The organism is Methyloversatilis discipulorum, assembly GCF_000385375.1.
GTDB lineage: Bacteria > Pseudomonadota > Gammaproteobacteria > Burkholderiales > Rhodocyclaceae > Methyloversatilis > Methyloversatilis discipulorum_A.
Window position 1 is genome coordinate 1,963,892 of the sequence record NZ_ARVV01000001.1, and the last position, 25,619, is coordinate 1,989,510.

Annotated in this window: 29 protein-coding genes; 20 read left to right on the forward strand and 9 right to left on the reverse strand. The window is 67.8% G+C overall.

Going from position 1 to position 25,619, the window contains the following annotated elements; genetic code table 11:
- Window position 1 precedes the first annotated feature (1 nt).
- The 6 genes from epsF (at window position 2) to METRZ18153_RS0109280 (ending at window position 4,580) form a co-directional block, all read left to right on the forward strand.
- On the forward strand, window positions 2-1,390 hold the full coding sequence (epsF, locus tag METRZ18153_RS0109255) for a chain length determinant protein EpsF (protein ID WP_020164470.1): 1,389 nt from the start codon (window positions 2-4) through the stop codon (window positions 1,388-1,390).
- Between the two features lie 11 nt (window positions 1,391-1,401).
- Window positions 1,402-2,265 (forward strand): chain length determinant protein tyrosine kinase EpsG, encoded by an 864-nt coding sequence (gene epsG, locus METRZ18153_RS0109260; protein ID WP_019918454.1) that lies wholly within the window; start codon window positions 1,402-1,404, stop codon window positions 2,263-2,265.
- Between the two features lie 64 nt (window positions 2,266-2,329).
- A complete protein-coding gene (gene xrtB, locus METRZ18153_RS0109265) occupies window positions 2,330-3,193 on the forward strand; it encodes an exosortase B (protein ID WP_020164471.1) in 864 nt (287 codons plus the stop codon).
- A 9-nt stretch (window positions 3,194-3,202) separates the two neighbouring features.
- The gene (tadA, locus tag METRZ18153_RS0109270) at window positions 3,203-3,676 is read left to right on the forward strand and encodes a tRNA adenosine(34) deaminase TadA (protein WP_020164472.1); all 474 of its coding nucleotides are present in this window, start codon (window positions 3,203-3,205) and stop codon (window positions 3,674-3,676) included.
- Window positions 3,676-4,155, forward strand: a complete 480-nt coding sequence (locus METRZ18153_RS0109275) for a L,D-transpeptidase (protein WP_020164473.1) — start codon at window positions 3,676-3,678, stop codon at window positions 4,153-4,155. Before tadA ends, METRZ18153_RS0109275 begins: the two co-directional genes overlap by 1 nt.
- Before the next feature lie 2 nt (window positions 4,156-4,157).
- Window positions 4,158-4,580 carry a GNAT family N-acetyltransferase gene (locus METRZ18153_RS0109280; protein ID WP_020164474.1) on the forward strand — a complete coding sequence of 141 codons (423 nt, stop codon included), beginning with the start codon at window positions 4,158-4,160 and terminating at the stop codon, window positions 4,578-4,580.
- Here METRZ18153_RS0109280 and METRZ18153_RS0109285 read toward each other — a convergent pair.
- From METRZ18153_RS0109285 to ygfZ, 5 genes are all read right to left on the reverse strand, one after another.
- A complete protein-coding gene (locus tag METRZ18153_RS0109285; protein ID WP_020164475.1) occupies window positions 4,547-4,954 on the reverse strand; it encodes a response regulator in 408 nt (135 codons plus the stop codon). The genes METRZ18153_RS0109280 and METRZ18153_RS0109285 overlap by 34 nt on opposite strands.
- Before the next feature lie 141 nt (window positions 4,955-5,095).
- Complete coding sequence (locus METRZ18153_RS0109290) at window positions 5,096-6,838, reverse strand: sensor histidine kinase (RefSeq protein WP_020164476.1); 1,743 nt, start codon at window positions 6,836-6,838, stop codon at window positions 5,096-5,098.
- Between the two features lie 150 nt (window positions 6,839-6,988).
- Complete coding sequence (locus tag METRZ18153_RS0109295; RefSeq protein WP_020164477.1) at window positions 6,989-7,762, reverse strand: NRDE family protein; 774 nt, start codon at window positions 7,760-7,762, stop codon at window positions 6,989-6,991.
- 15 nt (window positions 7,763-7,777) lie between these two features.
- Complete coding sequence (locus tag METRZ18153_RS0109300) at window positions 7,778-8,068, reverse strand: DUF4936 family protein (protein ID WP_020164478.1); 291 nt, start codon at window positions 8,066-8,068, stop codon at window positions 7,778-7,780.
- Complete coding sequence (gene ygfZ / locus METRZ18153_RS0109305) at window positions 8,065-9,087, reverse strand: CAF17-like 4Fe-4S cluster assembly/insertion protein YgfZ (RefSeq protein ID WP_020164479.1); 1,023 nt, start codon at window positions 9,085-9,087, stop codon at window positions 8,065-8,067. Before ygfZ ends, METRZ18153_RS0109300 begins: the two co-directional genes overlap by 4 nt.
- A 90-nt stretch (window positions 9,088-9,177) precedes the next feature.
- Between ygfZ and mltG the strand changes: the two genes are divergently transcribed.
- Genes mltG through queF form a run of 7 tightly spaced genes read left to right on the forward strand, consistent with a single transcriptional unit; the run spans window position 9,178 to window position 14,575 of the window.
- Window positions 9,178-10,191: an endolytic transglycosylase MltG gene (mltG, locus tag METRZ18153_RS0109310; RefSeq protein WP_020164480.1), complete on the forward strand. Its 1,014-nt coding sequence runs from the start codon at window positions 9,178-9,180 to the stop codon at window positions 10,189-10,191.
- Window positions 10,192-10,230: 39 nt separating this feature from the next.
- On the forward strand, window positions 10,231-10,848 hold the full coding sequence (gene tmk / locus METRZ18153_RS0109315) for a dTMP kinase (RefSeq protein WP_020164481.1): 618 nt from the start codon (window positions 10,231-10,233) through the stop codon (window positions 10,846-10,848).
- Window positions 10,849-11,904, forward strand: coding sequence for a DNA polymerase III subunit delta' (gene holB, locus METRZ18153_RS0109320; RefSeq protein ID WP_020164482.1), 1,056 nt, complete (start codon window positions 10,849-10,851; stop codon window positions 11,902-11,904). It abuts the gene before it with no gap.
- A 22-nt stretch (window positions 11,905-11,926) separates the two neighbouring features.
- A complete protein-coding gene (locus tag METRZ18153_RS0109325; RefSeq protein ID WP_020164483.1) occupies window positions 11,927-12,292 on the forward strand; it encodes a PilZ domain-containing protein in 366 nt (121 codons plus the stop codon).
- A gap of 26 nt (window positions 12,293-12,318) precedes the next feature.
- Window positions 12,319-13,116 (forward strand): TatD family hydrolase, encoded by a 798-nt coding sequence (locus METRZ18153_RS0109330; protein ID WP_020164484.1) that lies wholly within the window; start codon window positions 12,319-12,321, stop codon window positions 13,114-13,116.
- Complete coding sequence (locus tag METRZ18153_RS0109335) at window positions 13,113-13,751, forward strand: ankyrin repeat domain-containing protein (RefSeq protein WP_020164485.1); 639 nt, start codon at window positions 13,113-13,115, stop codon at window positions 13,749-13,751. Before METRZ18153_RS0109330 ends, METRZ18153_RS0109335 begins: the two co-directional genes overlap by 4 nt.
- Window positions 13,751-14,575 (forward strand): NADPH-dependent 7-cyano-7-deazaguanine reductase QueF, encoded by an 825-nt coding sequence (gene queF / locus METRZ18153_RS0109340; RefSeq protein ID WP_020164486.1) that lies wholly within the window; start codon window positions 13,751-13,753, stop codon window positions 14,573-14,575. Before METRZ18153_RS0109335 ends, queF begins: the two co-directional genes overlap by 1 nt.
- On the opposite strand, the gene METRZ18153_RS0109345 is transcribed toward queF, so the two are convergent.
- The gene (locus METRZ18153_RS0109345; RefSeq protein ID WP_020164487.1) at window positions 14,565-15,269 is read right to left on the reverse strand and encodes a uracil-DNA glycosylase; all 705 of its coding nucleotides are present in this window, start codon (window positions 15,267-15,269) and stop codon (window positions 14,565-14,567) included. The two genes, queF and METRZ18153_RS0109345, sit on opposite strands and share 11 nt — an antisense overlap.
- 107 nt (window positions 15,270-15,376) lie before the next feature.
- Here METRZ18153_RS0109345 and METRZ18153_RS0109350 point away from each other — a divergent pair, with 107 nt between their 5' ends.
- The 7 genes from METRZ18153_RS0109350 to METRZ18153_RS0109380 all read left to right on the forward strand — a co-directional run bounded on the left by METRZ18153_RS0109350 (window position 15,377) and on the right by METRZ18153_RS0109380 (window position 24,158).
- Entirely contained in the window at window positions 15,377-17,857 is a 2,481-nt protein-coding gene (locus METRZ18153_RS0109350; RefSeq protein WP_020164488.1) for an ABC transporter permease, read from the forward strand.
- Between the two features lie 94 nt (window positions 17,858-17,951).
- Window positions 17,952-20,918 carry a monovalent cation/H+ antiporter subunit A gene (locus METRZ18153_RS0109355; protein ID WP_020164489.1) on the forward strand — a complete coding sequence of 989 codons (2,967 nt, stop codon included), beginning with the start codon at window positions 17,952-17,954 and terminating at the stop codon, window positions 20,916-20,918.
- Window positions 20,918-21,262, forward strand: coding sequence for a Na+/H+ antiporter subunit C (locus METRZ18153_RS0109360; protein ID WP_020164490.1), 345 nt, complete (start codon window positions 20,918-20,920; stop codon window positions 21,260-21,262). Before METRZ18153_RS0109355 ends, METRZ18153_RS0109360 begins: the two co-directional genes overlap by 1 nt.
- Window positions 21,259-22,971 carry a monovalent cation/H+ antiporter subunit D gene (locus tag METRZ18153_RS0109365; RefSeq protein ID WP_029143664.1) on the forward strand — a complete coding sequence of 571 codons (1,713 nt, stop codon included), beginning with the start codon at window positions 21,259-21,261 and terminating at the stop codon, window positions 22,969-22,971. Before METRZ18153_RS0109360 ends, METRZ18153_RS0109365 begins: the two co-directional genes overlap by 4 nt.
- Window positions 22,968-23,462, forward strand: a complete 495-nt coding sequence (locus METRZ18153_RS0109370; RefSeq protein ID WP_020164492.1) for a Na+/H+ antiporter subunit E — start codon at window positions 22,968-22,970, stop codon at window positions 23,460-23,462. Before METRZ18153_RS0109365 ends, METRZ18153_RS0109370 begins: the two co-directional genes overlap by 4 nt.
- Entirely contained in the window at window positions 23,459-23,737 is a 279-nt protein-coding gene (locus tag METRZ18153_RS0109375) for a K+/H+ antiporter subunit F (RefSeq protein WP_020164493.1), read from the forward strand. Before METRZ18153_RS0109370 ends, METRZ18153_RS0109375 begins: the two co-directional genes overlap by 4 nt.
- A gap of 28 nt (window positions 23,738-23,765) precedes the next feature.
- Window positions 23,766-24,158, forward strand: coding sequence for a Na+/H+ antiporter subunit G (locus METRZ18153_RS0109380; protein WP_020164494.1), 393 nt, complete (start codon window positions 23,766-23,768; stop codon window positions 24,156-24,158).
- Window positions 24,159-24,176: 18 nt separating this feature from the next.
- Here the strand turns inward: METRZ18153_RS0109380 and METRZ18153_RS0109385 are convergent, their stop codons facing one another.
- Genes METRZ18153_RS0109385 through METRZ18153_RS0109395 form a run of 3 tightly spaced genes read right to left on the reverse strand, consistent with a single transcriptional unit; the run spans window position 24,177 to window position 25,615 of the window.
- Window positions 24,177-24,566, reverse strand: coding sequence for a hypothetical protein (locus METRZ18153_RS0109385; protein WP_020164495.1), 390 nt, complete (start codon window positions 24,564-24,566; stop codon window positions 24,177-24,179).
- A 1-nt stretch (window position 24,567) separates the two neighbouring features.
- A complete protein-coding gene (locus tag METRZ18153_RS0109390; protein WP_232416012.1) occupies window positions 24,568-24,876 on the reverse strand; it encodes a heavy-metal-associated domain-containing protein in 309 nt (102 codons plus the stop codon).
- Window positions 24,877-24,916: 40 nt separating this feature from the next.
- Window positions 24,917-25,615, reverse strand: coding sequence for a hypothetical protein (locus tag METRZ18153_RS0109395; protein WP_020164497.1), 699 nt, complete (start codon window positions 25,613-25,615; stop codon window positions 24,917-24,919).
- Between the last annotated feature and the right edge of the window lie 4 nt (window positions 25,616-25,619).

Here is a 25,619-nt window from a genome sequence, read left to right on the forward strand (position 1 = left end):
CATGACGTTTCAGCAATTCCTGCTCATTCTGCGTGCGCGCTGGCTGGTCGGCCTGGCCGTGCTTCTGGTCGTCGTCGCCACCACGGTGGTGGTCAGTCTGGTGCTGCCCAAGCAATACACCTCAGCCACCTCGGTGCTGATCGACGTGAAGTCGCCCGATCCCATCCTTGGCGTCACGCTGCCGGCGCTGGTGACGCCAGGCTACATGGCGACCCAGGTGGATATCGTCACCTCGGACCGCGTCGCCCAGCGCGTAGTGCGCATGCTGGGTTTCGAGAAGAGTGCGCAGGCGGTCGAACAGTGGCGCGAAGCGACCGACGGACAGGGCTCGATGGACGCCTACTTCGCCGATCTGTTGAAGAAGAAGCTCGACGTCAAGCCGTCGCGCGACTCGAATGTGCTGTCGATCGCATTCAGTGGCCAGGATCCGGCGTTTTCCGCGGCTGTCGCGAACGCCTTCGCACAGGCATACATCGACACCAACCTCGAACTGAAGATCGAACCGGCCAAGCAGTACGCGAACTGGTTCGCCGGCCAGTCCAAGGCGCTGCGCGAAAACCTCGAACAGGCACAGAGCAAGCTGTCGGCCTTCCAGCAGGAGACCGGTATCGTCAACACCGACGAGCGTCTCGACATCGAGAGCGCGCGCCTGGCCGAGCTCTCCAGCCAGTACACCGCGATCCAGGCGCAGCGCAGCGACAGCTCGTCGCGCCAGGCGCAGGTCAGCCAGTCGCAGATCGAAACGCTGCCCGAAGTGCAGCAGAACTCGCTCATCATCGGTCTTAAGTCGGAACTGGCGCGCGGCGAGTCGAGGCTCAATGAAATGAGCCAGCGCTTCGGTCGCAACCACCCGGAGTACCAGCGCGCCCAGGGCGAAGTCGATACCCTGCGCAGCAAGCTCGACGCCGAAATGAAGAAGGTGGCCAGCACGCTCAGCACCAGCAACCGCGTGAACGTGCAGCGCGAGGCCGAAGTACGGGCAGCACTGGCGGCACAGAAGAATCGAGTGCTCGAACTGAAGAAGCAGCGTGACGACCTGGCCGTCCTGCAGCGCGAGGTCGAGAGCGCACAGCGTGCCTACGACGCCGTGGCCCAGCGTTTCACCCAGACCAGCCTCGAAAGCCAGACCACGCAGACCAATATCGTCGTGCTGACGCCGGCGATCGCACCGGTCGAGCACTCCAGCCCCAACCTGCTGCTGAACACGCTGGTCGCCATCTTCCTCGGCGTGCTGCTGGCGGTCGGTACCGTATTGCTGCTCGAACTGCTGGATCAGCGCGTGCGCGGTGACGACGATCTGCAGCAACTGCTCGGTGTGCCGGTGCTCGGCCTGATCTCGACCGTCAAGTTCAACAAGGGCGCCAAACGCGCCCGTGCGGCCACCGCCTGAAGGACATCACCATGAACGCACCCACTTCCATCGATACCGGGTCCGGGCGGGCCATCGGCGCCATCCTGATCGACGCTGGCCGCTTGAGCCCGGACGGCGCCGAACGCATCCTGCGTGCGCAGCGCGAGCGCGGCCTGCGCTTCGGCGACGCGGCGATCTCGCTCGGCCTGCTCAAGGAATCCGACATCCAGTTCGCGCTGTCGCGCCAGTTTGACTACCCCTTCCTGCAGGCCGGCGAAAGCGCGGTCAGCGACGAGGTGATTGCGGCCTATCGCCCCTTCACCCACCAGGTGGAAGAACTGCGCGCACTGCGCAGTCAGCTCATGCTGCGCTGGTTCGACGCCGAAGCCGAGCGCAAGACGCTGGCCATCGTCAGTCCGGAGCGGGGCGAGGGGCGCAGCTTCATCGCTGCCAATCTGGCCGTCGTGTTTTCGCAGTTGGGCGAGCGCACGCTGCTGATCGACGCCGACATGCGCAATCCGCGGCAGCACACGCTGTTCTCGGTCAGCAACCGGGTCGGTCTGTCGGAGACGCTGGCCGGGCGCGGTGGTCCTGACGCGGTGCAGCGCGTGCCGGCGCTGCTCGACCTGTGCGTGATGCCGGCCGGTGCAGTGCCGCCGAACCCGCAGGAACTGCTGTCGCGGCCCGTGTTCAGCCAGTTGCTGGGGCAGCTGTCGAAGGACTTCGACGTCATCCTGATCGACACGCCCGCCGGAGCCGAGTACGCCGACGCGCAGACCATCGCCGTACGTGCGAGCGGTGCGCTGATGGTGGCGCGCAAGAACGTGAGCCGCGCCTCGCGCCTGCGCCGCCTGGCCGACGAACTGATCACCGCCAGCGCGACCGTCGTCGGCTCGGTGATGAACGAGCCCTGATCGGGCCGGTCAGAACGGAAACGATCATTCGGTGAGCGCCTCCAGCATGTCTTCTCCGCACTCCATGCGTCTCGGCGCCCACGCGCTGTCATTCGGCTGGGCGCCGTTCTGGATTGTGCTGGCCGGTATGGCCGCGATGTACGGCCCCAGCTTTCATGATCTGTTCAACGGCATCTGGAGCACCGACGAGAACGCGCACGGCCCCATCGTGCTCGCCGTTGCGTTGTGGCTGCTCTACACGAAGTGGAACGGCATAGCCGACGAAATCCAACCTGCGCCTGCGCCTGTGCTGGGCTGGCCGCTGGTGGTTGCATCGCTGCTGTTCTATATCCTTGGCCGCTCGCAAGACATCCTGATCTTCGAGATCGGTTCCCTGATCCCGATGATCGCCGGTCTGATACTGGTGTTCTTCGGGCGGGCGACCCTGCTGCGTCTGTGGTTCCCGCTGTTCTTCATGCTGTTCATGATTCCGCTGCCCGGCATCCTGGTCGACGCGGTGACGCAGCCGATGAAGATGGGGGTGTCGTGGGCAGCCGAGCATCTGCTGTACGCGCTGGGCTATCCGATCGCACGCACTGGCGTCATCCTGGTTATCGGCCAGTACCAGTTGCTGGTGGCAGATGCCTGCGCCGGCCTGCACTCGCTGTTCACGCTTGAGGCGCTGGGCCTGCTCTACCTGAATCTGGTCCGTCACGACTCGTTTGCACGCAATGTGACGCTGGCCATCCTGATCGTGCCGATTTCCTTCTGCGCCAACGTGATTCGCGTGATCGTACTGACGCTGATCACCTACCATTTCGGTGACGAGGCGGGGCAGGGCTTCCTGCATGGCTTCGCCGGCATGGTGCTGTTCATCAGTGCGCTCATCCTCATCATCGGTGTCGATTCGATGCTGCGCTTCGGCGTGCGCAAGGCCGATGCGGCCTGAGGGCCGTTCATGAGCAGCGACGCCGATCTGCTCTTCATGAACGAGGCGCTGGCGCTCGCGCGTGAGGCGGGATCGCTCGGCGAGGTACCGGTGGGCGCCGTCGTCGTCAGCAACGGCGAGATCGTCGGTCGCGGCTTCAATCGTCCCATCATGGCGAACGACCCGACCGCCCATGCCGAAGTGATGGCCTTGCGCGCGGCGGGCCAGGCACTGGCCAACTACCGCATGCCCGGCTGCACCCTGTACGTGACGCTGGAGCCGTGCGCGATGTGCAGCGGTGCGATCCAGCATGCGCGCATCGCGCGCGTCGTGTTCGGCGCGCGCGACCCGAAGACCGGATGCTGCGGCAGCGTGACCGACCTGTTCGCCGAGCCCAGGCTCAATCACCATGCCGAAGTCGAGTCCGGCGTGCTGGCGGAGGAATGCGGTCGCCTGCTCAGCGACTTCTTCGCCGCCCGCCGCCGGCGCATCGAAACCGCCTGATGCATATCGACATCGACATCCGCTCGCAGTGGCTGCGCCTGTACGACGATGCCGGCGTGCTGATCCGTCGCTATCGGGTGTCGACCGCCAAGAACGGAGCCGGCGAGCAGCGCGGCAGCTTCCGCACGCCGCGCGGGCGGCACGTTATCCGCGCCCGCATCGGCGCCGGCGCGCCAGCGAACACGGTGTTCGTGCGCCGGCGTCCGACCGGCGAACTGTGGTCGCCGGAACTGGCGGCCGCACATCCCGGCCGCGACTGGATACTGACGCGCATACTGTGGCTGTCTGGCTGCGAGCGGGGCCTGAACCGGCTGGGTGAGGTCGATACGATGCGTCGCTACATCTATCTGCATGGCAGCCCGGATACGGCGGAGATGGGCGTACCCGGCTCGATCGGCTGCGTGCGCATGCGCAATCGCGACATCATCGAACTGTTCGACCTGGTGCCGGCGGGCACCCCGGTCCACATCACGGATTGAGCGTGCTGAACGTCGAACTGGGTGACTGGGCGTCGATGGCGCCGGCACTCGAGGCGATACGGCGCGAAGTGTTCATCGTCGAACAGCAGGTTCCGGAAGAGATGGAGTGGGACGCCGAAGACGCCACCAGCGTGCATGCGCTGGCGCTGCTCGACGGCCACCCGGTCGGTTGTGGGCGCCTGTTGCCGGACGGCCACATCGGCCGCATGGCCGTGCGCGCGCCGCACCGCTCAAGAGGGATCGGCCGGGCGCTGCTGCAGGCTTTGCTCGCTGAGGCGCAGCGGCGCGGCGTGCGCGAGGTGGTGCTGCACGCGCAGACGCACGCGCTGCGCTTCTACGAGGGGCAGGGTTTCGTTGCCGACGGGCCGGTATTCGACGAGGCCGGTATCGCTCACCGCCGGATGTCGAGGGCCCTGGTCAGCTGAGACAGGAAGTCGTCCCCCAGCGGCTTGACGATGAAGTCGGTCACGCGCGGGAAGGTGAAGGCGCGGTCGCGGTCGGCTTCCAGCGGTGACGAACTGAGCATGCAGACGCGGGCATCCGCCTGTTGCGCCGTGGGCAGCCGGTGGAACTGTTCGAGAAACTCGAAGCCGTTCATGCGCGGCATGTTGATGTCGAGCAGGATGAGGTCGACCGCGTGTCCCGGGTGCGCCTGAAACCACTCCAATGCCTTTTCCGCCCACTCGAACACCAGCAGCTCAGTCGCCAGACCGGAGCGCTCGATCATCATGCCGTGAAAGAAATTGTCGGCGTCGTTGTCGTCGATCAGCATCACGGTGCGCAGCGCTGCAGTCGTCATCGTGCAAACCCCGGTTGATCGGCGCCGCGCATACAGTGTCGAGGCGCGCGCGCAGATGCGGCGACGGGCCGCGGGGTGGCGTCAGTTTCGATGGAAGGGGCTGTCATCGGCATGGCGAGCGTCCGATCAGGCATATGTGCATCACGCTATCTCCGTCCGCTGCATCGCGTGCGAGGTGATACCGATGCGGCAGCTCGCGGGCAATGCCAGCACGAAGCGGCTGCCAGCGCCGGGCTGCGACTCGACGAAGATGCGGCCGTGGTGCATGTCGGCGATGCGTCGGCTCAGCGCAAGTCCGAGGCCGGTGCCCTCGTACTCCGCCTGCGCGTGCAGCCGCTGGAAGGCCTCGAAGATGCGTTCCTGGAACTCCGGCGCGATGCCTATGCCCTTGTCGCGCACCGACACATGCAGTTCGTCGTCGACCACGGCGTAAGCGATATCGACTTCCGGCGGCTCGCCGGGTGCGTGAAACTTCAGCGCGTTGTCGATCACGTTCTGCAGCAGCAGGCCCAGCAGGCTGCGGTCGCCGCGAATGACCGGCAGCGGTGTGACGCGTATCGTCGCGCCGCTGCGAGCGATCGCGGCGGCCAGCGACTGGCGCGTGTCCTCGACCAGTTCGGCCAGATTGACCGCGTCCATCCGCGCCTCGGTCGCATCGAGCCGGACGAAGGCGAGCAGGTCGTCCACCAGCGCCCGCAGCCGTTCGCCGCCGCGCACGATGAAGTCCACGTAGCGCTCGCGTCGCGTGGCATCTGCCTCGTTGGCGTCACGCCGGAGCAGCTTGGCGAAGTTCAGGATGGAGTTGATCGGTTCGCGCAGATCGTGCGAAGCGACATGCACGAACTGCTGCAGCGCGATATTGCTGCGTTCGAGTTCGGCGAGCGTGCGCTGCAGATGTTCCTCCGCCTGCAGCCGCGCCGTGATGTCCTCACCAACGCCGAGCAGGCCGGTGGTCACGCCCTGTTCGTCGTGCAGCCGCGTGGTGTGCCAGGACACGACGCGCAACTGACCGTCGGCCGTCAGCACGTGGCCGCGGAAGCGGCGCGCCGCGTCGCGTTCGCCACTGACCAGCTGAGCGAAGAAGGCGCGCGCATCGGCACGCTCGTTTTCCGGGAAGCACAGCTCGAACCAGTCGCGTCCGGGCAGGCTGCTGCCGGGGCGGCCAAGTACCTCGGCCGCCATCCGGTTGGCGCGCACGATGCGGCCGTCGTTGTCCGCAACCACCATCATGTTGCCGGCGATGTCGAAGTACAGCTCGGCGCGGTCTCGCTCCGCCTTCAGTTCGACGGTGCGATGGTCGACCAGCGCCTTCATTTCAGCGTTGAAACGCTGCAACTGCCGTTCGAACAGGTTCTGCCGCTCGTGTGCAGCCTGCAGTTCGCTCACGTGCAGGCGCAGTTCGATCTGCGCGACCACCTGCCGTGCCAGCGCGGCCAGCGCTTCGCGCTGCGCGGCGCCGAGCTCGTGTGCCACGGTGTCGATGACGCACAGCGTGCCGATGCGCCGGCCATCGGCGACTTCGAGCGGCGCGCCGGCGTAGAAGCGGATGCCCGGCCCGCCAGTGACCAGCGGGTTGTCGCGAAAACGCGCGTCCATCGTCGCGTCCGGCACCACCAGCACCTCGTGCTGCAGGATGGCGTGTGCGCAGAAGGCCTGTTCACGCGGTGTTTCGGTGGCGTCGAGGCCGATGCGCGACTTGAACCATTGGCGGTCCTGGTCGACCAGGCTGACCAGCGCGATCGGGGTGCCGCAGAGCTGCGAGGCGATGCGCGCGAGATCGTCGAACGCCGGTTCGGGCGGCGTGTCGAGCAGCCGGCAGGCCTGCAGCGCCTGCAGGCGTTCGTGTTCGTCGGGCGGTAGTGGGGCTGCGATCGTGGAAGTCATGCTGCACGTGTCCGTAGCGGAGTGCTGCCAATCATCATTTCACCCGCCGCTGCTGCAGGGTTGGAGGGGGTGGAGGCGACGGCGGGCAGTGTCGGCCTGTTGTCGGCATTCTGCCTTCAAACTTGACTGACCGCCGGTGTCCGCGAGCGTTCAGCGATCGATGGCGATGCGGCGTCTGTCGTCCGCGCGTCCGCCCGGGCCGTAGCAGCGCTCCTCGACGTCGATACGGCTGCGGCACATTGTCAGCACGGTGCTCGACCGGGTGCCGTAGTCCTCGCCGGCAATGAAGACCGGTGACAGGCGGCGCTCCCATTCAAGACCGACACCGGTGTCCGGCAGGTCGGCGTCAGGGGCCGGCGTGTCGTCACGCAGCGTGTCGAAAAGTGCCTCCTGACGCGCTTCGGCGTCCTCCTGCGCAAGTGCCCGCGCAAAGCCGTCGCGGGCGCGCAGCAGCTTGGGCCAGGGCGTGCCCGGAAGGTGGTTGGACAGCGCATGGATGCCGTCGTCGAGCACGCGCCACTGCGCTTCGTCACCGTGGCGGTGGCCGACCCACACCAGCGTGTCGCCGTCGCACAGCAGCAGATTGAAGCCGTTGTAGGCGCCTGCTTCGCTGCAGGTCTGGCGGGCGTAGTCGTTGGCGGTCTGCCGGCCAGTCAGGAACCTGGCAACCAGTTCGCCGCGCGAGCGGGTATCTGCGCGCTGCGTCGACGGATCGCGGTAGTTGGTCAGGGCAGCGAAGCGGCCAGAGCGGCTCACGCCCATCCAGCTGCCGCCCGACTGCAGGTCGCGCCCGGCCAGCACCTGTGGCGCATCCGGCCAGAAGTCGAGCGCGGCCGTCGGACGACGGTGGAACTCGTCGCGATTGGCGGCCACGATCAGAGGGCAGTCCGGCTGCTGCTTCCAGCCGAGCACGATGAGACACATGGGCTGCGGCGTCCGTCAGGCGGCGCGGAAGCGTTCGAGATGACGCACGCTGTCCGGCGCCAGGAAGTCGTGCAGGCCGTGGCTCTGCACGTGGCAGCCCAGTTCCAGCTCGAACAGCCTTTGATTGTTCACGCCTTCATACACTTCCATCCAGGTCTGCGCATCGTCCAGCCGGCGGCGCACGCGGCCGGCGATGCCGGTGGCCGCCTGCAGCGAGGTCTGCATGGCGCTCAATGCGGCCAGCAGGGCCGCCTCCCGGGTGGTGTCGATGCGGTAGTAGATGTAGTAGTCGATGCGCACCGTCATTCGCCGAGCGCGTAGGGCAGGGCGGTGAAGCGCAGCACCGGCCCGTCCAGACCGCCGATGCGCACCTCGCCGGCCTCTGTGCTCGACATCTGGACCACGGCGAGCAGATCGCAGCCGCCGTCCGGCAGCGCGACCGCATCGACCACCACGCCGCAAGCCTGTCCGTTCGTGTCCACGCCGTGTACCGGCGTGCCGGCTGCCGGTGGCGGACAGTCGGCGCTCGCGCGGTACATGCGGCGCTTCAGCTTGCCGAGGTATTGCGTGCGGGCGACGATCTCCTGCCCGGGGTAGCAGCCTTTCTTGAAACTGACGCCGCCGGTCAGTTCGAAATTGACCATCTGCGGCACGAATTCTTCCTGCGTACCCGGCCATACGCTGACCAGACCGTCGCGGATGTCGAACCAGCGCCAGGTCGGTGTGCCGGCAGGTGTGGCGCGGCTGGACAGCACACTCCAGACCGCGTCGAGGCGGTCGGCCGGCAGCACGATCTCGAAGCGGTCGTTTGCCAGGCGCAGCACCCGCACGCCATCGGCCGCCGCCTGTGTCATCGGTGCCGCCGGAACCGGCAGGCCGGCCGCCTGCAGTGCGGCTTCGGCGTCGCAGCCGGCCAGTCCGAGCGCGGGCGTCGCCCCGGTTGCGTCGGTCAGCGTGGCCTTGGAGCGCAGGATGTACATCGACAGCTTCTTGCGCATCGCCTCTGCCAACGCACGCGGCAACTGCAGCACCGTCGCGTCGCCGTCGCGCCACATCGTGAAGGTGGCGAGCAGACGCCCCTTGGCGGTGCAGAAACCGGCGCTGCGCACGCCGTCGACCGGCAGGCCCTTGACGTCGTTGGTCATCAGGTTGTGCAGGAAGGTGGCGGCGTCCTCGCCGTCGGCGCGCAGCCGGGCGAGATGGGTCAGCGGCACCAGCACCGTGCCCTGCTGCGCGGCGCGCATTTCGGCGGCGGCGTCCTGCATGGCGGGGAACTGGCCGTCGTCGGCTGCAGTGCCGGAGGGGATGAGGTCGTCAAGCATCATGATGTTGCGAAATCCGTAGGCAGGAGAGATTGCCGAAAAGGTTAACATACGGGGCCGCGCGTGCTGCCTGCGCGTTCCCCCCTCTTTCGCATGACCCGTCTGCTTGTCCGTCTGTTCCTTCTTCTGGCTGTAGTCGCCGCGTTGATCGGTGCCGCACTGGTCTGGTACGCGCAGCGCCCGCTGCACTGGAGCGGCGATGCCGTCGAATACACGCTGCGCCCGGGTACCGCGCTGCGCCAGGCGGCGCGCCAGATCGAGGCGGCGGGCGTTCCGGTCGATGGCCGCCTGCTCGGCCTGATCGGCCGCGTCGCGGTCGATGGCACCCGGCTGCAGGCCGGCAGCTATGCCTTCAACAGCGGCGTCACGCCGCTCGAACTGTTGGGCATGATGACGCGCGGCGATGTGAGCATGCGCGAGGTACGCTTCATCGAGGGCTGGACCCTGAAGCAGATCCGCACTGCGCTGGCCGCCAGTCCCGACCTGAAGCAGGACGTCGCCGCGCTGTCCGACGCCGAACTGCTGGCCCAGCTCGGCAGCGACGCCACTTTCGTCGAGGGCTGGTTCTTTCCGGACACCTATCTGTTTGCCGCCGGCGACAGTGACCTGTCGATACTGAAGCGCGCCCATCATGCGATGCGCGCGCAACTGGAACAGGCCTGGGCAGCGCGCGCGCCCGATCTGCCCTACGCCTCGCTGCAGGACGCGCTGATCATGGCGTCCATCGTCGAGAAGGAAACCGGCGCCGCGGCCGATCGCGACAAGGTGGCGTCGGTATTCGTGAACCGGCTGCGTGCCGGCATGCCGCTGCAGACCGACCCCACCGTGATCTACGGGCTGGGCGAGCGCTTCGACGGCAATCTGACGCGCGCGCACTTGCAGACCGACGGCCCCTACAACACCTATCTGCGGCGCGGCCTGCCGCCGACGCCGATTGCCGCGCCCGGGCGCGCATCGATCGAAGCGGCGTTGAATCCGGCGCCCACCCGTTACTATTACTTCGTCGCGCGCGGCGACGGCAGCAGCGTGTTCTCGAAGACGCTGGCCGAGCACAACAGCGCGGTCGATCGCTACCAGCGGCGGCCGGCGCGCGCTGCACGCAACTGAAGCCGGCTGTCACCCATCATTCCCATTCATCCGAACCCGATGCACAACACCCGCTTCATCACCTTCGAAGGCATGGACGGTGCAGGCAAGAGCACGCAGATCGCCCGCACCGCCGACTGGCTGCGCGCACGCGGTCATGCGGTGCTGCTGACCCGCGAACCGGGCGGTACTCCGCTGGGCGAGTCGCTGCGCGCGCTGCTGCTGCACCAGGCCATGCACCCGGATACCGAAGCCCTGCTGATGTTTGCCGCCCGCCGCGAACACCTTGCGCAGGTGATCGAACCCGCGCTGGCGCGCGGGGAATGGGTGCTGTGCGACCGCTTCACCGACGCCAGCTTCGCCTACCAGGGCGGCGGTCGCGGGCTGGACACGGCGCGGCTCGAAGCGCTCGAAACCTGGGTACAGCGCGGTCTGCAGCCCGGACTCACGCTGCTTTTCGATCTGCCCTGCGAGGTGGCGGCGCAAAGACTGGCGGCCAGCGGTGGCGACCCGGACCGCTTCGAGCGCGAACAGTCGGATTTCTTCAACCGGGTGCGTGCCGCCTACCTCGCGCGCGCCAAGGCCGACCCGCGACGCGTGCAGGTGCTCGACGCCGCGCGGACCCCGGAAGAAGTTTCCATTCAACTTGAAGAAATTCTTTCAAGGTACTGTTCCTGAATGATTTACGACTGGTGCAAACCGCAGTGGTCGCAGTTGATGGCGCTGGCCGAACGGATGCCGCACGCGCTGCTGCTGGCCGGGCCGGCCGGCCTGGGCAAGCGCGAATTCGCCGAGGCGCTGGCGGCGCGCATGCTGTGCGAGCGGGCGCGCGGCGAACAGGCAGCCTGCGGCGAATGCGCGTCCTGCCGGTTGATCGCCACCGACAACCACCCGGACTGGCTGGTCGTGCGGCCGGAGGCGCTCGACGACGAGGCCGAAGAGGGTGACGACGCGGCGTCCGACGACGGCGACGGCAAGGCGAAATCGAAACTGATCCGCATTGCCCAGGTGCGGGCGGTGACCGATCGTCTGGGCGTTGGCTCGCACCAGGGCGGCTATCGCGTAGTGCTGCTGTATCCGGCCGAAGCGATGAACGTCGACGCCGCGAACGCTCTTCTCAAATCACTTGAAGAGCCGCCACCCAAGACTTTGTTTTTACTTATAACTGACCATCCTCGAAAACTGCTGCCGACGATACGCAGCCGCACCCGCGTGCTGTCCTTCCAGCAGCCGCCCATCGAACAGTCGCTGGCCTGGCTTGCAGCCCAGGGCGTGCGCGATGCCGGGGATGCGCTGGCGCTGTGCGCAGGCTCGCCACTGCATGCGCGCGACCTCGCCAGTTCGAAGGATGCTCAAATCCAGGCCCAGTTTGTCGATGATGTATCGAAGCACGCGCTGAGCGCGCCGCTGGAAGTCGCCGCGCGCTGGGACGGCTGGCTCAAGGGGCGCAAGAAGGGCGAACCGGGCCTGACCGATCTGCCGACGCTGGTCACCTGGCTGCAGCGCTGGCTGGCCGACCTCGTGCTGCTGGCGCAGGCCGGCGAGCCGCGGGTATTCGTCGGCCGACGCGCCCAGCTCGGGCAGCTGGCGGAACGCAGCGACGTGGGCACTGTCCTGCGTGGGTACAATGAATTGCTGAAGGTGCGGGCACTGGCGCATCACCCGCTGAATGCGCGCCTGTTCCTCGAAGACATGCTCATCCGTTACGCCCGTCTGTTCCGGTCGCAACGTTGAGCGCACGAAAAGGGAGGCTGTCATGAGCGATCCGCATATCCAGTCGGGTAACCGGCGCAGCGTGCTGTCGCTGGCGGTGACGTCGAAATCGGTGCTCTATGCGGCCTACATGCCTTTCCTGAAGGGCGGCGGCATCTTCCTGCCGACCAACCGCGCCTACCGTCTGGGCGACGAAGTGTTCCTGCTGCTGCAGCTGATGGAAGATCCGGCCAAGCTGCCCATCCAGGGCACGGTCGCCTGGGTGACGCCGGCCGACGCGCAGGGCGGCAAGCAGCAGGGCATAGGCCTGCGCTTCGGCGAGGACGAAAGCAGCAAGTCGGCGCGGGCCAAGATCGAACAGGTGGTCGGCGGCTACCTCGGTTCGTCGCGACAGACCCACACGCTCTGATTCAGTATTGATCCACAACGTTTTTTATGTTCATCGACTCACACTGCCACATCGATTTCCCCGACCTCGCCGCGCGCGAGGACGAAGTGCTCGCCAATATGCTGGCGCAGCAGGTCAGCCACGCACTGTGCGTGTCGGTCAATATCGAACAGTGGCCGCGCGTCACCGGCATGGCCGAGCGACACGCCAACGTGTTCGCCTCGCTCGGCGTGCACCCCGATTACGAGGACGTGACCGAGCCGGACGTGGCGCAGCTGGTCGACATGTCCGTCCATCCGCGCGTGGTCGCCATCGGTGAAACCGGGCTCGACTACTTCCGCCTGACCGGCGACCTCGAATGGCAGCGCAAGCGCTTTCGCACGCACATCCGCGCCGCGCGCGAATGCGGCAAGCCGCTCATCATCCACACCCGTTCGTCGGCCGAGGACACGCTGGCCATCATGCGCGAGGAACGCGCGCACGAGGCAGGCGGCGTCATGCACTGCTTCACCGAAACGCTCGAAGTGGCCGAAGCGGCGATCGACATGGGCTTCTGCATTTCCTTCTCTGGCATCGTCACCTTCAAGAACGCACAGCAGTTGCGCGACGTAGCCAAGGCCATCCCGCTGGCGTCGATGCTGATCGAGACCGATTCGCCCTATCTGGCGCCGGTGCCCTACCGCGGCAAGATGAATGAGCCGGCCTATGTGCCGCACGTCGCCGCCGAACTGGCGAAGGTGCGTGGCATGACGGTGGAGGAGGTCGGTCGCGTCACCACCGACAACTTCTTCCGCCTGTTCCACGACGCCGCGCGTCTGGCCGGCCGCGAGGAGGTGGCCGCATGAAGGCGCTGCGCATCGCACTGCTTGGTTTCGTTCTCGGTCTGGCCGGCGCCAGTGGCGTGTCGGCAGCCGCGTACGACGACCTGATCAATGCCGCCAACCTTGGCGACACCGGCAAGGTGGCCAGTTTCATCGACCGTGGCCTGGACGTGAATTCGGTCGATCCGCGTGGCGAGACGCTGCTCATCATCGCTGCGCGCAACGGCTACACCGACCTCGTCAAGGCGCTGCTGGCACGCCGCGCCAAGGTCGAGGCGGTCAACGCGGTCGGCGAAACCGCGCTGGCGGTGGCCGCTTTCAACGGCCACGTTGCCGTGGTCGACCAGCTGCTCGAGGCTGGCGCCAATCCGGTCAATACCCAGGGCTGGTCGGCGCTGCACTACGCGGCGATGCAGGGACACACGGCGGTGCTGAAGGCGCTGATCGCGCGCGGTGCGCCGGTCGACGCGCCGGCGCCCAACGGCGCCACCGCGCTGATGCTGGCGGCCAAGGCCAATATCGAATCGGTGAAGGTGCTGCTGGCCGCACGCGCCGACGCGCGCATCCGCGGCCGCGACGGCGAGACCGCACTCGACTGGGCGATGAAGGCCGGCAACACCGACGCGGCCGCGCTGATACGCGCGGCGATGGGGCAGTGATGACGCACCCTGCGAGCGGATCCGGCCTCGGCCACGCGACGGACTATCCGGACAGTTACGACGCCGGCCTGCTGTTCCCGATGCCGCGCGAGGCGTCGCGCGCGGCGCTGGGCATCGCTTCGCAGACGCTGCCCTTCGGCGGCGTCGATCGCTGGCACGCCTGGGAGATTTCCTGGCTCAACCCGCAGGGCAAGCCTGAAGTCGCGATCGGCCGCTTCGACATTCCGGCCGACAGCAGCCACATCGTCGAGTCGAAGTCGCTCAAGCTCTACCTGAACGGCTACAACAACGAACGCATGAGTTCGCTGGAAGCGGTGCGCGCGCTGATCGAGACCGATCTGTCGGCCGCCTGCCAGTCCGGCGTGACGGTGCAGATGTATGCGCCGGACGGCGTGCCGCCGGTGCAGACGCAGATGGTGGGCGAGTCGATCGACGGCCTGGACATCGTCTGCGACCGCTACCAGCCGGACGCAGCGCTGCTGTCCGCCAGTGGCGACACGGTCGAGGAAACGCTGCGCTCCGACCTGCTGAAGTCCAACTGCCCGGTCACGCTGCAGCCGGACTGGGCGTCGCTGCAACTGCGCTACCGCGGACCGAAGATCGACCGCGCCGGGCTGTTGCGCTACATCGTGTCCTTCCGCAATCACGCCGATTTCCACGAGCACTGCGTCGAACGCATCTACATGGACGTGATGGCGCGCTGCCAGCCCGAACTGCTGACCGTGTGCGCCTGTTACACCCGTCGCGGCGGGCTCGACATCAACCCCTGGCGCAGCAATTTCGAGTCGCCGCCCGACAGTTTCGTCAAGCTGATCAGGCAGTAAGCCGGGCGCGCAGGTCGGCCACCGCGGCGCGGAACTCCGGCGCGCCGCCGTAGCTCGGATGCCGCGCCGGCAGCGCGTCGATGCCCATGTCGGCCAGGCTGTGCTGGCAGATGCGGCCGATGGCCAGCCGCGGCACGCCGGGGAAGAGGGCGAGGAACTGTTCCAGCAGCGGGCGCAGCGCGCGCCGCTCGCTCACGCTGGGCGCACGATTGGTCAGCGGCCGGCCGGTCTCGTGCGGGTGGTAGGCGACCGCGTTCCACAGCACGAAGTCGGTCGGTGCCCAGCCATTGCCGGCCATCGCGGCCCAGACGATGCTGGCGGTCCGCTCCAGCATGCCTTCGGTGTTCTTCAGCTGCGGCAGCACGCGGCTGGTGCGCTGGAAGCCGCCGTCGAAATAGTCGCTGCCGCGGCCGGCGGCGTGGGCCGCCAGCACGTCACGCTCGCTGGTCATCGCCATGCCGGAGAACTTGGCGCCGCTGTAGCTCGGCGCTTCGGCGATCAGCAGTACGCGGGCACGCCCGAGCCGGGCGGCCAGATAGCGCTGCAGGTGGTCGGCACGGATGCGCGGCGCGTCCGCATCGATGTCGTGCAACGGGTCGTGATCGCCCCACGGGTTGAACATCTTGGCGGGGTCGGGAATCCGTGCACCGGCCGCGACGGCGGAAACAAAACTGTCGAGATCGTTTTTCGACATCGGGTGTCCATACGGGCTGAAACGCAAGGCGCGCATTGTGCCCGACCTGGCTGTCGTATCGGGAGCGATCGACAGACGCCGGACAAGACAAGAAAGAGAATGAAGCGATGACCTCCGATCTGATTCTGGCTGCGCGCATGGCGCTGCGCGACTTCCGTGCCGGCGAGCTGCGCGTGCTCGGCCTGGCGCTGCTGCTGGCGGTGGCCGCACTCACCTCGGTGTCCTTCTTCACCGACCGCGTGTCGCGTTCGGTGGTCAGCGAGGCGAACCAGCTGCTCGGCGGCGATCTGCGCGTGGCCGGCGACAACCCGCTGCCCGACGCCTACATCGATGAAGCGCAGTCGCGCGGTCTGCGTGCGATCCGTAGCTGGAGCTTCACCAGCATGGCGTCGGCCGCCGACGGCGCCCAGCTGGTCGGCGTCAAGGCGGTGGCCGACGGCTACCCGCTGCGCGGCAAGCTGCGCATCGCGCCCGAACTGAATGCGCCGGACGCCGACACGCGGGCGATACCCGAGCCCGGCACCGTGTGGCTGGACGAGCGCGCAACCAGCGCGCTGCGCGTGCGCAGCGGCGACACGATCAGCGTCGGCCAGCTCAAGCTGCGCGTGGCCGCGGTGCTCACCTTCGAATCGGATCGCGGCGCGAGCTTCTTCGCCATCGTGCCGCGGCTGATGCTCAACGCGGCCGACCTGCCGGCCAGCGGGCTGATACAGGAAGGCAGCCGCATCAGCTACCGGTTGCACGTGGCCGGCGAGGATGCCGCGGTGCGCGCCTACGCCGCCTGGCTGAAGCCGCAGCTGGCGCGCGGCCAGCGCGTCGAGAACGTCGAAGAGGCGCAGCCCGAGGTGCGCGGCGCGCTCGACCGGGCGCAGAAATTCCTGCGTCTGGCGGCCATGCTGGCCGTCGTGTTCGCCGCGGTGGCGGTCGGCCTTGCGGCGCGCCGCTACATGCAGCGCCATCTCGACGGCTGCGCCGTGATGCGCTGCCTCGGCGCCACGCAGGCGAGGCTGACGCGGCTGTTCCTGATCGAATTCGTGCTGGTCGGCCTGCTCGCCTGCGCGCTCGGCTGCGTCGTCGGCTACGTCACGCAGTTCGGCGTCGAGGCGCTGCTGGCCGGTCTGTTCGCGACCACGCTGCCGCAGCCGGGACTGACGCCGGTGCTGTACGGCTTCGCCGTCGGCATGACCTTGATGCTGGGTTTCGTCTGGCCGCAGCTGCTGCGCCTGCGCAGGGTGTCGACGCTGCGCGTGTTGCGGCGCGAATGGGACGATGCCGACGTCGTGTCCTGGGGCGCCTACGGTTTCGGCCTGGCCTGCCTGTCGGCGCTGATCGTGCTGATGGCCGGCGACCTGACGCTGGGCGCCGTCGTGGTCGGTGGCTTCGCGGCCGCCTGCGGCATTTACGCGGCGGTCGCCTGGGGCGCGCTGGCGCTGGTGGCGCGGCTGCGCGGCGGCACTGCCGGCGGCTGGCGCTACGGTCTGGCCAGCCTGACCCGCCGGCGCGTCGCCTCGACGGTGCAGATCGCCGCGCTCGGTCTCGGCCTCACCGCCGTGCTGCTGCTGGTCATCGTGCGCGGCGATCTGCTCGATGCCTGGCGCAATCGGCTGCCGGTCGACGCACCGAACCGCTTCGTGCTGAACATCCAGCCCGACCAGCTCGACGCGGTGCGCGCGCAGTTCGCCGATGCCGGCCTGGCGCCGCCGCAGCTGCTGCCTATGTCGCGCGCTCGCCTGGTGGCGCTGAACGGCCGTGCGGTGTCGCCGGACGACTATGACGACGCGCGCGCCAAACGGCTGGTCGAGCGCGAATTCAACCTGTCCTGGGACGACCACGTACAGGTTGGCAACCGCATCGTCGCCGGCAACTGGGACGCCGCGAAGCCCGCCTTCTCGGTCGAGGCCGGACTGGCGCGCACATTGGGCATCGCGCCTGGTGACCGTTTGCGCTTCGATATCGCCGGCCGCCAGGTCGAGGCGGTGGTCGGCAGCCTGCGCGAGCTGGAGTGGGATTCGATGAACGTCAATTTCTTCGTCGTCGCGACCCCCGGCGTGCTGGAGGACTTTCCGGCCAGCTACATCACCTCCTTCCATCTGCCGGCAACGGCAGCCGGCTTCACCAACGAACTGGTGGCGCGCTTTCCCAATCTGACCGCGGTCGATGTCGATGCCGTGGTGCGCCAGTTCCGCGCGCTGATGGACCAGCTGTCGGCAGCAGTCAGCGTGGTGTTCGGTTTCGCGCTGCTGGCTGGCGTGGTCGTGCTGCTGGCAGCCATCGAGTCCACGCACGACGAGCGGCGTTTCGAGCTGGCGGTGCTGCGCACCCTCGGCGCACGCGACCGGCAATTGCGTGCCTCGTTGGCCGCGGAATTTGCGATACTCGGGGCTCTCGCTGGCGTGCTCGCCGCATTCGGCGCTCTCGTGCTGACCATGCTGCTGGCCCGCCAGGCCTTTCAGCTCCCGTATCTGCCCTCCGCCGGCCTGCCGCTGGCCGGCGTCGCATTCAGCGTGCTGGCCGTGCTTGCCGCCGGCATGCTGGGTCTGCGCGGAGCGCTGAAGGCACCCGCGCTGACCAGCCTGCGCGCGCTCTGATTTTTTCGTACGGCCGATGTGACGCGGCGCTGCCGCCGCGCACTCGTCCTGTTCGTCTGTCCGTTCCAAACGAGAACAAGAAGATGGTCATCCGATGCAACTGCCGCTGATCACCCTCGTCGCACTGCCTTTCGCCGGCAGCCTGATTGCAGCACTGCTGCCGACCAATGCGCGCAATGCCGAATCGACGCTGGCCGGCCTGATCGCGCTGCTCTGCACGGTGCAGGCGGCGCTGCTGTTTCCGGAGATCGCGGCCGGGCAGGTGATCCGTCAGGAAATTTCCTGGCTGCCGTCGCTCGGCCTGAACTTCGTGCTGCGCATGGACGGCTTCGCCTGGATGTTCTCGATGCTGGTGCTGGGCATCGGTGCACTGGTCGTGCTGTACGCGCGCTACTACATGTCGCCGGCCGACCCGGTGCCGCGCTTCTTCGCTTTCCTGCTCGCCTTCATGGGTGCGATGAGCGGCGTCGTGCTGTCCGGCAACCTGTTCCAGATGGTGCTGTTCTGGGAACTGACCAGCCTGTTCTCCTTCCTGCTGATCGGTTACTGGCACCACCGCAAGGACGCGCGCCGCGGCGCGCGCATGGCGCTGACCGTGACCGGCGCGGGCGGCCTCTGCCTGCTGGCCGGTGTGGTACTGCTCGGCCACATCGCCGGCAGCTACGACCTCGACGTGGTGCTGGCGGCCGGCGACACGGTGCGCGCGCATCCGCTGTACCGGCCGATGCTGGTGCTGGTGCTGCTCGGCGCCTTCACCAAGAGCGCTCAGTTCCCGTTCCAGTTCTGGCTGCCGAATGCGATGGCCGCACCGACACCGGTGTCGGCCTACCTGCATTCGGCCACCATGGTGAAGGCCGGCGTCTTCCTGCTGGCGCGGCTGTGGCCGGTGCTGGCCGGCACCGACGAATGGTTCTGGCTGGTCACCGGCGCCGGTCTGGCGACGCTGCTGGTCGGCGGTTTCGCCGCCATCTTCCAGAACGATCTGAAGGGCCTGCTGGCCTATTCGACCATTTCGCACCTTGGCCTGATCACCACGCTGCTCGGGCTGAACAGTCCGCTGGCCGCGGTGGCGGCGGTGTTCCACATCATTAACCACGCCACCTTCAAGGCCTCGCTGTTCATGGCGGTGGGCGTGATCGACCATGAGACCGGCACGCGCGATATCCGCCGCCTGAGCGGTCTGGCGCGCTACATGCCGATCACCGCGACGCTGGCGACGGTGGCGGCGGCGGCGATGGCTGGCGTGCCGCTGCTCAATGGCTTCATTTCGAAGGAAATGTTCTTCAGCGAAGCGGTGTTCCTGGCCGCCTCGCCCGGCATCGACCGCGCGCTGCCGGTGGTGGCCGTGGTCGCCGGCATGTTCAGCGTCGCCTATTCGCTGCGCTTCACGGTCGAGGTGTTCCTGGGCCGTGACAAGTGCGGCGCGCTGCCGCGCCAGCCGCACGAGCCGCCGCGCTGGATGCGGGCGCCGATCTCGGTGCTGGTGCTTGCCTGTCTGGTGGTCGGCACGCTGCCGCAGTGGTCCATCCAGCGCATCCTCGAAACTGCGGCGCAGCCGGTAGTCGGCACGCTGCCGGCTTTCGATCTGGCGGTGTGGCACGGCTTCAACCTGCCGCTGTGGATGAGCCTGCTGTCGCTGGTCGGCGGCATCGCGCTGTTCTTCGCGTTGCGCAGCCCGATGCGCCGCGGCCATATCGCGAAGGCGCCGCTGATCGGCCGGATCAACGGCAAGCGCGTGTTCCGCTCTCTGCTGGCCCGGCTCACGCTGGCCGGCCGCCACACTCGGCGGCTGTTCGGTACGCGCCGCCTGCAGATGCAGCTGATGCTGCTGGTGCTGGTGACGCTGGTGGCTGCCGCCGTGCCGCTGCGCAAGCTCGGCAGCGAGGCGCTGCTGGCCGGTGGTGACCGCGCCATGCTGGAGTTCTCGCCGATGTTCGCGCTGATGTGGCTGGTTGGCGCGGGCGCGGCGATCGGCGCCGTGTGGCAGGCGAAGTACCACCGGCTGACCGCGCTGGCGCTGATGAGCGTGTCCGGGCTGGTCACCGTCATCACCTTCGCCTGGTTCTCGGCGCCCGATCTCGCGCTGACCCAGCTGTCGGTCGAGGCGGTCACCACCGTGCTCATCATGCTCGGGCTGCGCTGGCTGCCGAAGCGGCTGGAAGACGTCGGGCGCAATCAGTCGCTGCGCGTCCGCGCGCGGGCACGCGTGCGGCGTGCGCGCGATCTTGCGATCGCGCTCGCTGCGGGCGCCGGGCTGGCGCTGCTTTCGTGGGCCATGATGACGCGCAGCTTTCCGCAGAGCATTTCGCCCTTCTTTCTCGAACGGGCGCTGCCCGAAGGCGGCGGCAGCAATGTGGTGAACGTGATGCTGGTCGATTTCCGCGGTTTCGACACGCTGGGCGAAATCACCGTGCTCGGCGTGGTGGCGCTGACCGTGTATGCGCTGCTGCGCCGCTTCCGTCCGGCGCCTGAAAGTGCGGAACTGCCGGCGCAGCAGCGGGCGCTGCCGGCCGACCTGGCGACCGATCTGGTGGACGCCCAGACGGCCGAGGACACCGCCCGCGGCTACCTGATGGTGCCGGCGGTGCTGGTGCGGCTGGTGCTGCCGCTGGCGGCGGTGATCGCGGTCTACCTGTTCATGCGCGGCCACAACGAACCGGGCGGCGGTTTCGTCGCCGGGCTGGTGCTGTCGACCGCCTTCATCGTGCAGTACATCGTGTCCGGTACGCAGTGGGTCGAAGCGCACATGGACCTGCGGCCGCAGCGCTGGATCGCCTTCGGCCTGCTGACGGCGACGGCCACCGGCCTCGGTTCCTTCGCGCTGGGCTATCCCTTCCTGACTACTCACACCGCCCACCTCAGCCTGCCGCTGATCGGCGACATCCACGTCGCCAGCGCGCTGTTCTACGACATCGGCGTGTTCCTGCTGGTGGTCGGGGCGACGCTGCTGATACTGACCGCGCTGGGCCACCAGTCGGTGCGTGGACGCCGTGTCCGTGACAGCGATGACGACGGTGACGGCGATCGCGGCGGCGACCAACAAAGAGAAGGAGCGCACTGATGGAAATCGTCCTCGCCTGCGCGATCGGCGTACTGACCGCCTGCGGCGTGTGGCTGCTGCTGCGACCGCGTACCTATCAGGTCATCATGGGGCTGTCGCTGCTCGGCTACGGCGTGAACCTGTTCATCTTCAGCATGGGCCGGCTGGCGCTGGACAGCGAGCCGGTGCTGGCGGCCGGCGTGCCGACCGACCTTGCGCACTACACCGACCCGATGCCGCAGGCGCTGGTGTTGACCGCCATCGTGATCGGCTTCGCGATGACCGCGCTCTTCCTGGTCGTGCTGCTGGCGCAGCGGGGCTTCTTCGGCAATGACCATGTCGATGGCCGGGAGGACGCCGAATGAGGGCATTTGCGCAGGCACTGATGCCGCACCTCACGATAGTGCCCATCCTGCTGCCGCTGCTGACCGCCTGCCTGCTGCTGTTGCTGGACGGTAGGCGCCACCGCATCCGCGGCATGATCGGTCTGGCGGCCGCGCTGGCCAATCTGGCGGTGGCGGTGTTGCTGCTGTTCTGGGTCGGCAGCGACCTGCCCGCCGCCTATGGCGTCTACCTGCCGTCGAACTGGGATGTGCCCTTCGGCATCGTGCTGGTCGCCGACCGCCTGTCGGTGCTGCTGCTGGTCACCGCCGCCGTCGTCGCGCTGATGGCGCTGTTGTTCGCCGTCGCACGCTGGCACAAGGCGGGTGCGCATTTCCATCCGCTGTTCCAGATCCAGATCATGGGCCTGAACGGCGCCTTCCTGACCGGGGACCTGTTCAACCTGTTCGTGTTCTTTGAGGTGATGCTGGCGGCGTCCTACGGTCTGCTGCTGCACGGCTCCGGCCCGTCGCGTGTGCGCACCGGCCTGCACTACGTGGCGATCAACCTGCTGGCGTCCTCGCTCTTCCTGATCGGCGCCGCGCTGATCTACGGCGTCACCGGCACGCTGAACATGGCCGACATCGCGGCCCGCATCCCGCAGGTGGCGGCCGGCGACCGCGCGCTGCTGCATGCCGCCTTCGCCGTGCTCGGCGTCGCCTTCCTGGCCAAGGCGGCGATGTGGCCGCTGAACTTCTGGCTGGTGCCGGCCTACGCCGCCGCCAGCGCGCCGGCAGCGGCAGTGTTCGCGCTGCTGACCAAGGTCGGCGTCTATGTGCTGTTGCGCTTCAGCACGCTGATGTTCTCGGATCAGGCGGGCGCTTCCGCCGGCTTCGGCAGCGACTGGCTGCTGTGGGGCGGCACGGCGACGCTGGCGGCCGGGGCCTTCGGCATGTTCTCGACGCAGCGGCCGGGCCGGCTGGCAGGCTTCGCCGTCATCGTGTCCTCGGGCACGCTGCTCGCCGTGCTCGGTCTGGCCCGCCCAGAACTGACCGCCGGCGCGCTGTACTACCTGCCCAGTTCGACGCTCGGCGTGGCCGCCTTCTTCCTGCTGGCCGAGCTGATGGAGCGATCGCGCAGTGCCGACGTCGCCGGCGCGCGCGCGCCGGAGGACGAGGAGGATTACCTGCCGTTCCCGCTGGCCGAACTGGAACTGGACAAGGACGTCAATCTGGACGAGGACGAGGAAATGCTGATCGGTCACGCCATTCCGGCCGCCACCGCGCTGCTCGGCCTGGCCTTCATCTGCTGCACGCTGCTGGTCGCCGGGCTGCCGCCGCTGTCGGGCTTCATCGGCAAGTTCGTGCTGCTGTCGGCGCTGGTGCCGGAGCTGAGTGCCGACACCGCCCACATCGACGCACTGCTGACCTGGGTGCTGCCGGTACTCATCGTGCTGTCCGGGCTGTGTGCGCTGGTGGCGCTGTCGCGCGTCGGCATCCGTTTCTTCTGGACACCGGTCGATCGCGAGGCACCGCTGCTGCGGGTGGTTGAATTCGTGCCGATCGCGGTACTGGTCGGGGTGTGCGTGTTCATTTCGGTGCGCGCCGAGCCGGTCATGCGCTACGCGGCGGCGACCGCCGAGGCGTTGTACAGCCCGGCCGGCTACATCGACGCGGTGCTGTCGGCACGGCCGCGACCGACACCGACCAATGCCGAACGCCTCCGCCTGCAAGGGCAGGAGTCCGCGCCATGATGCGCCGCCTGTTTCCCGCTCCGCTGCTGTCGCTGGCGCTGCTCGCGCTGTGGCTGCTGCTGAACAACGCGTCGCAGGGCCTCGGTCAGTGGCTGCTCGGTGCCTTCCTCGGTGTGCTGGTGCCGCTGCTGACGCAGTCGCTGCGGCCGACGCCGGTACGCTTCCGCCGGCCGTCGGTGGCGCTGCGGTTGTTCATGCAGGTCGGTTACGACGTGATCGTCTGGAACTGGCGCGTGCTGCGCGGCACGCTGGCTGCGGGCAAGCGCATGCCGCGCGGCGGTTTCGTCGTGGTGCCACTGGACATGCGCGACCCGAACGGGCTGGCGGTGCTGGCGGCCATCATGTGCGTGATCCCCGGCACCATCTGGTCGGAGCTGGCGCTGGACCGCAGCGCGCTGCTCGTCCACATGTTCGACATGGACGACGTCGAGGCCGAGATCGCACTGATCAAGGGCCGTTACGAACGCCCGCTGATGGAGATATTCGAATGAGTCCGCTGCTGTTTTCCGCCATCGTGTTCGCGATGGGCTGCTACATCACGGCGATGGCGCTGGCGCTGCTGCGCCTGGTCCGCGGCCCCTCCGCACAGGACCGCGTGCTGGCGATGGACCTGATCTGCACCATTGCGATGCTGATTCTGATGGTGCTGGCGATACGCTATCGCAGCGCGATGTATTTCGAGGCGGCGCTGCTCATTTCCATCTTCGGCTTCGTCAGTTCGGCCGCCATGGCGAAATTCCTGCTGCGCGGCGAGGTGATCGAATGAGCGCGCCTGTCATGTCGGGGGCGCTGCGATGATTCCACCGCTGCCCCTTTGGGTCGAAATTCCGGTGGCGCTGCTGCTGGCGCTGAGCGGCGTGTTCACGCTGGTGGCGGCGATCGGCGTGGTGCGCTTCCGCAGCTTCTTCCAGCGTATGCATCCGCCGGCGCTGGCCTTCAGCTTTTCCGCCTGGTGCGTGACGCTGGCCAGCATCCTGTACTTCTCGGTGCAGGATGGCGCGCTGTCGCTGCACGCCTGGCTCATCATCATCTTCCTGTCGTTGACGGTGCCGGTGACCACCATCCTGCTGTCGCGTACGGAGCTGTTCCGCCGGCGCAACAGCGGCGACCCCGACATGCCGCCGCCACTCAGCGCCTGCGTGGCGCCTTCGGCGGACGCCGACGTCTCTTCGCCCACGCGGCGCTGAGCTGCATCCGCTGCCAGGTCAGAGCAGCAGCGGCGCGACGAAGGCGAAGAAGCCGCCGATCAGGAAAAGCAGGACCGACACGGCATACACCGCCACCGATGTCCGCCGGGCACGGGCGCAGGCGCGCGCCGCGGCGGGGTCGGCCGGGCAGGGCAGCGAGCGGGCGCGCCACTGCGCAGCACCCGCCAGCGCCAGCAGGGCGGCGGCGACGCCGAACACCGCACCCTTGTGCTCGGACAGCCAGATCAGCTGCGGCAGCCGGCTGGTCAGCGAGACCAGCGTGGCGCCGGCGCCGAGTGCGACCAGCAGCGCGGGCAGCGCACAGCACACCAGAGTCGAACCGCTCGCCAGCAGCGACAGGCCGCTGGCGCTGAGCGACGCGCGCAGGCCGCGTTCGGGTGCGTCCATGTCAGCGTCCCTTGAGCGCGGCACGCAGGCTGTCCAGCGTGTCGGGCACGCGTTCGATCTTCTTCACCTGGTAACCGGCGTCGGTGATCTGCGTGCGCAGCGTGTCGTCGGCGATGTCCTGACCGTCCTTCAGGCTCAGCGCGACGATCTTGTGTTCGAGGCTGACCAGCACGTCGGCGGTGGCCGCGTTGCTGCGCAGCTTTTTCTCGATCGCCGAGCCGCAGAAGGCGCATACCAGACCTTCGACCTGCATCTTGATCGTACTGGCGGCCAGCACCGGCACCGCGGTCAGCGAAAGAGCGATGGTCATGATGTAAAACTTCATTTTATTCATTGCATTACCTTTCAATTCAAAACAGAAACATGAGGTTCACGAAAGCGTCGCCACGGTGCTCGCGATTGACGCTGACGCCGACATCGACCCACCAGCGGCGCTGGAACAGGCGCAGCAGTGGCGTGATCTGGGTGGCGTCGGTCAGGCCGCTGCGGCGCTCTGCCTGCAGGCCGATCCAGGTGGCGATGTCCTCGTAGTCGGCGGCGTACGGCGCCCACAGCCCCTGCGCCGTCGTGACCACCTGGGTGTGTCCGGCCGCGTGATAGGCGTGGGTGGACAGCCGTGCGTAGATGCGCCGCGTTTCGTGGTCGGCCCAGAAGCCGCCGTGCACGCCGCTGTGGGTGCCGGCGAATTCGCTGCCGCGGGCGGCCAGTGGTCCACCATATATATATGCGTTGGTGATGCCGTCGCTGCCGTAGGCGCGATGCACCAGCCAGTTCGCCTGCAGGGTGGTGTAGCGGCGTTCGGTCAGTCCGTCGTCCGACACGTAGCGCGACTGCCCGGCGGCGACCGACAGGTTTGCGCGCAGGCCGTGCGCCACTTCGGCCATCTGGCTGTCGGGCGAGGCGGTGAACATGAACATGGTGATGTCGCGCGGAATGAAGAAGCCGGCGACGGCCTGGGTCGACAGCGCGGCCAGCGGCAGCGCCGCGAGCCAGCCGCGTGGCGCGGCACAGCGCCTGCCGCGCGCGGGCGGCAGCTTGAAACGGAACATGACG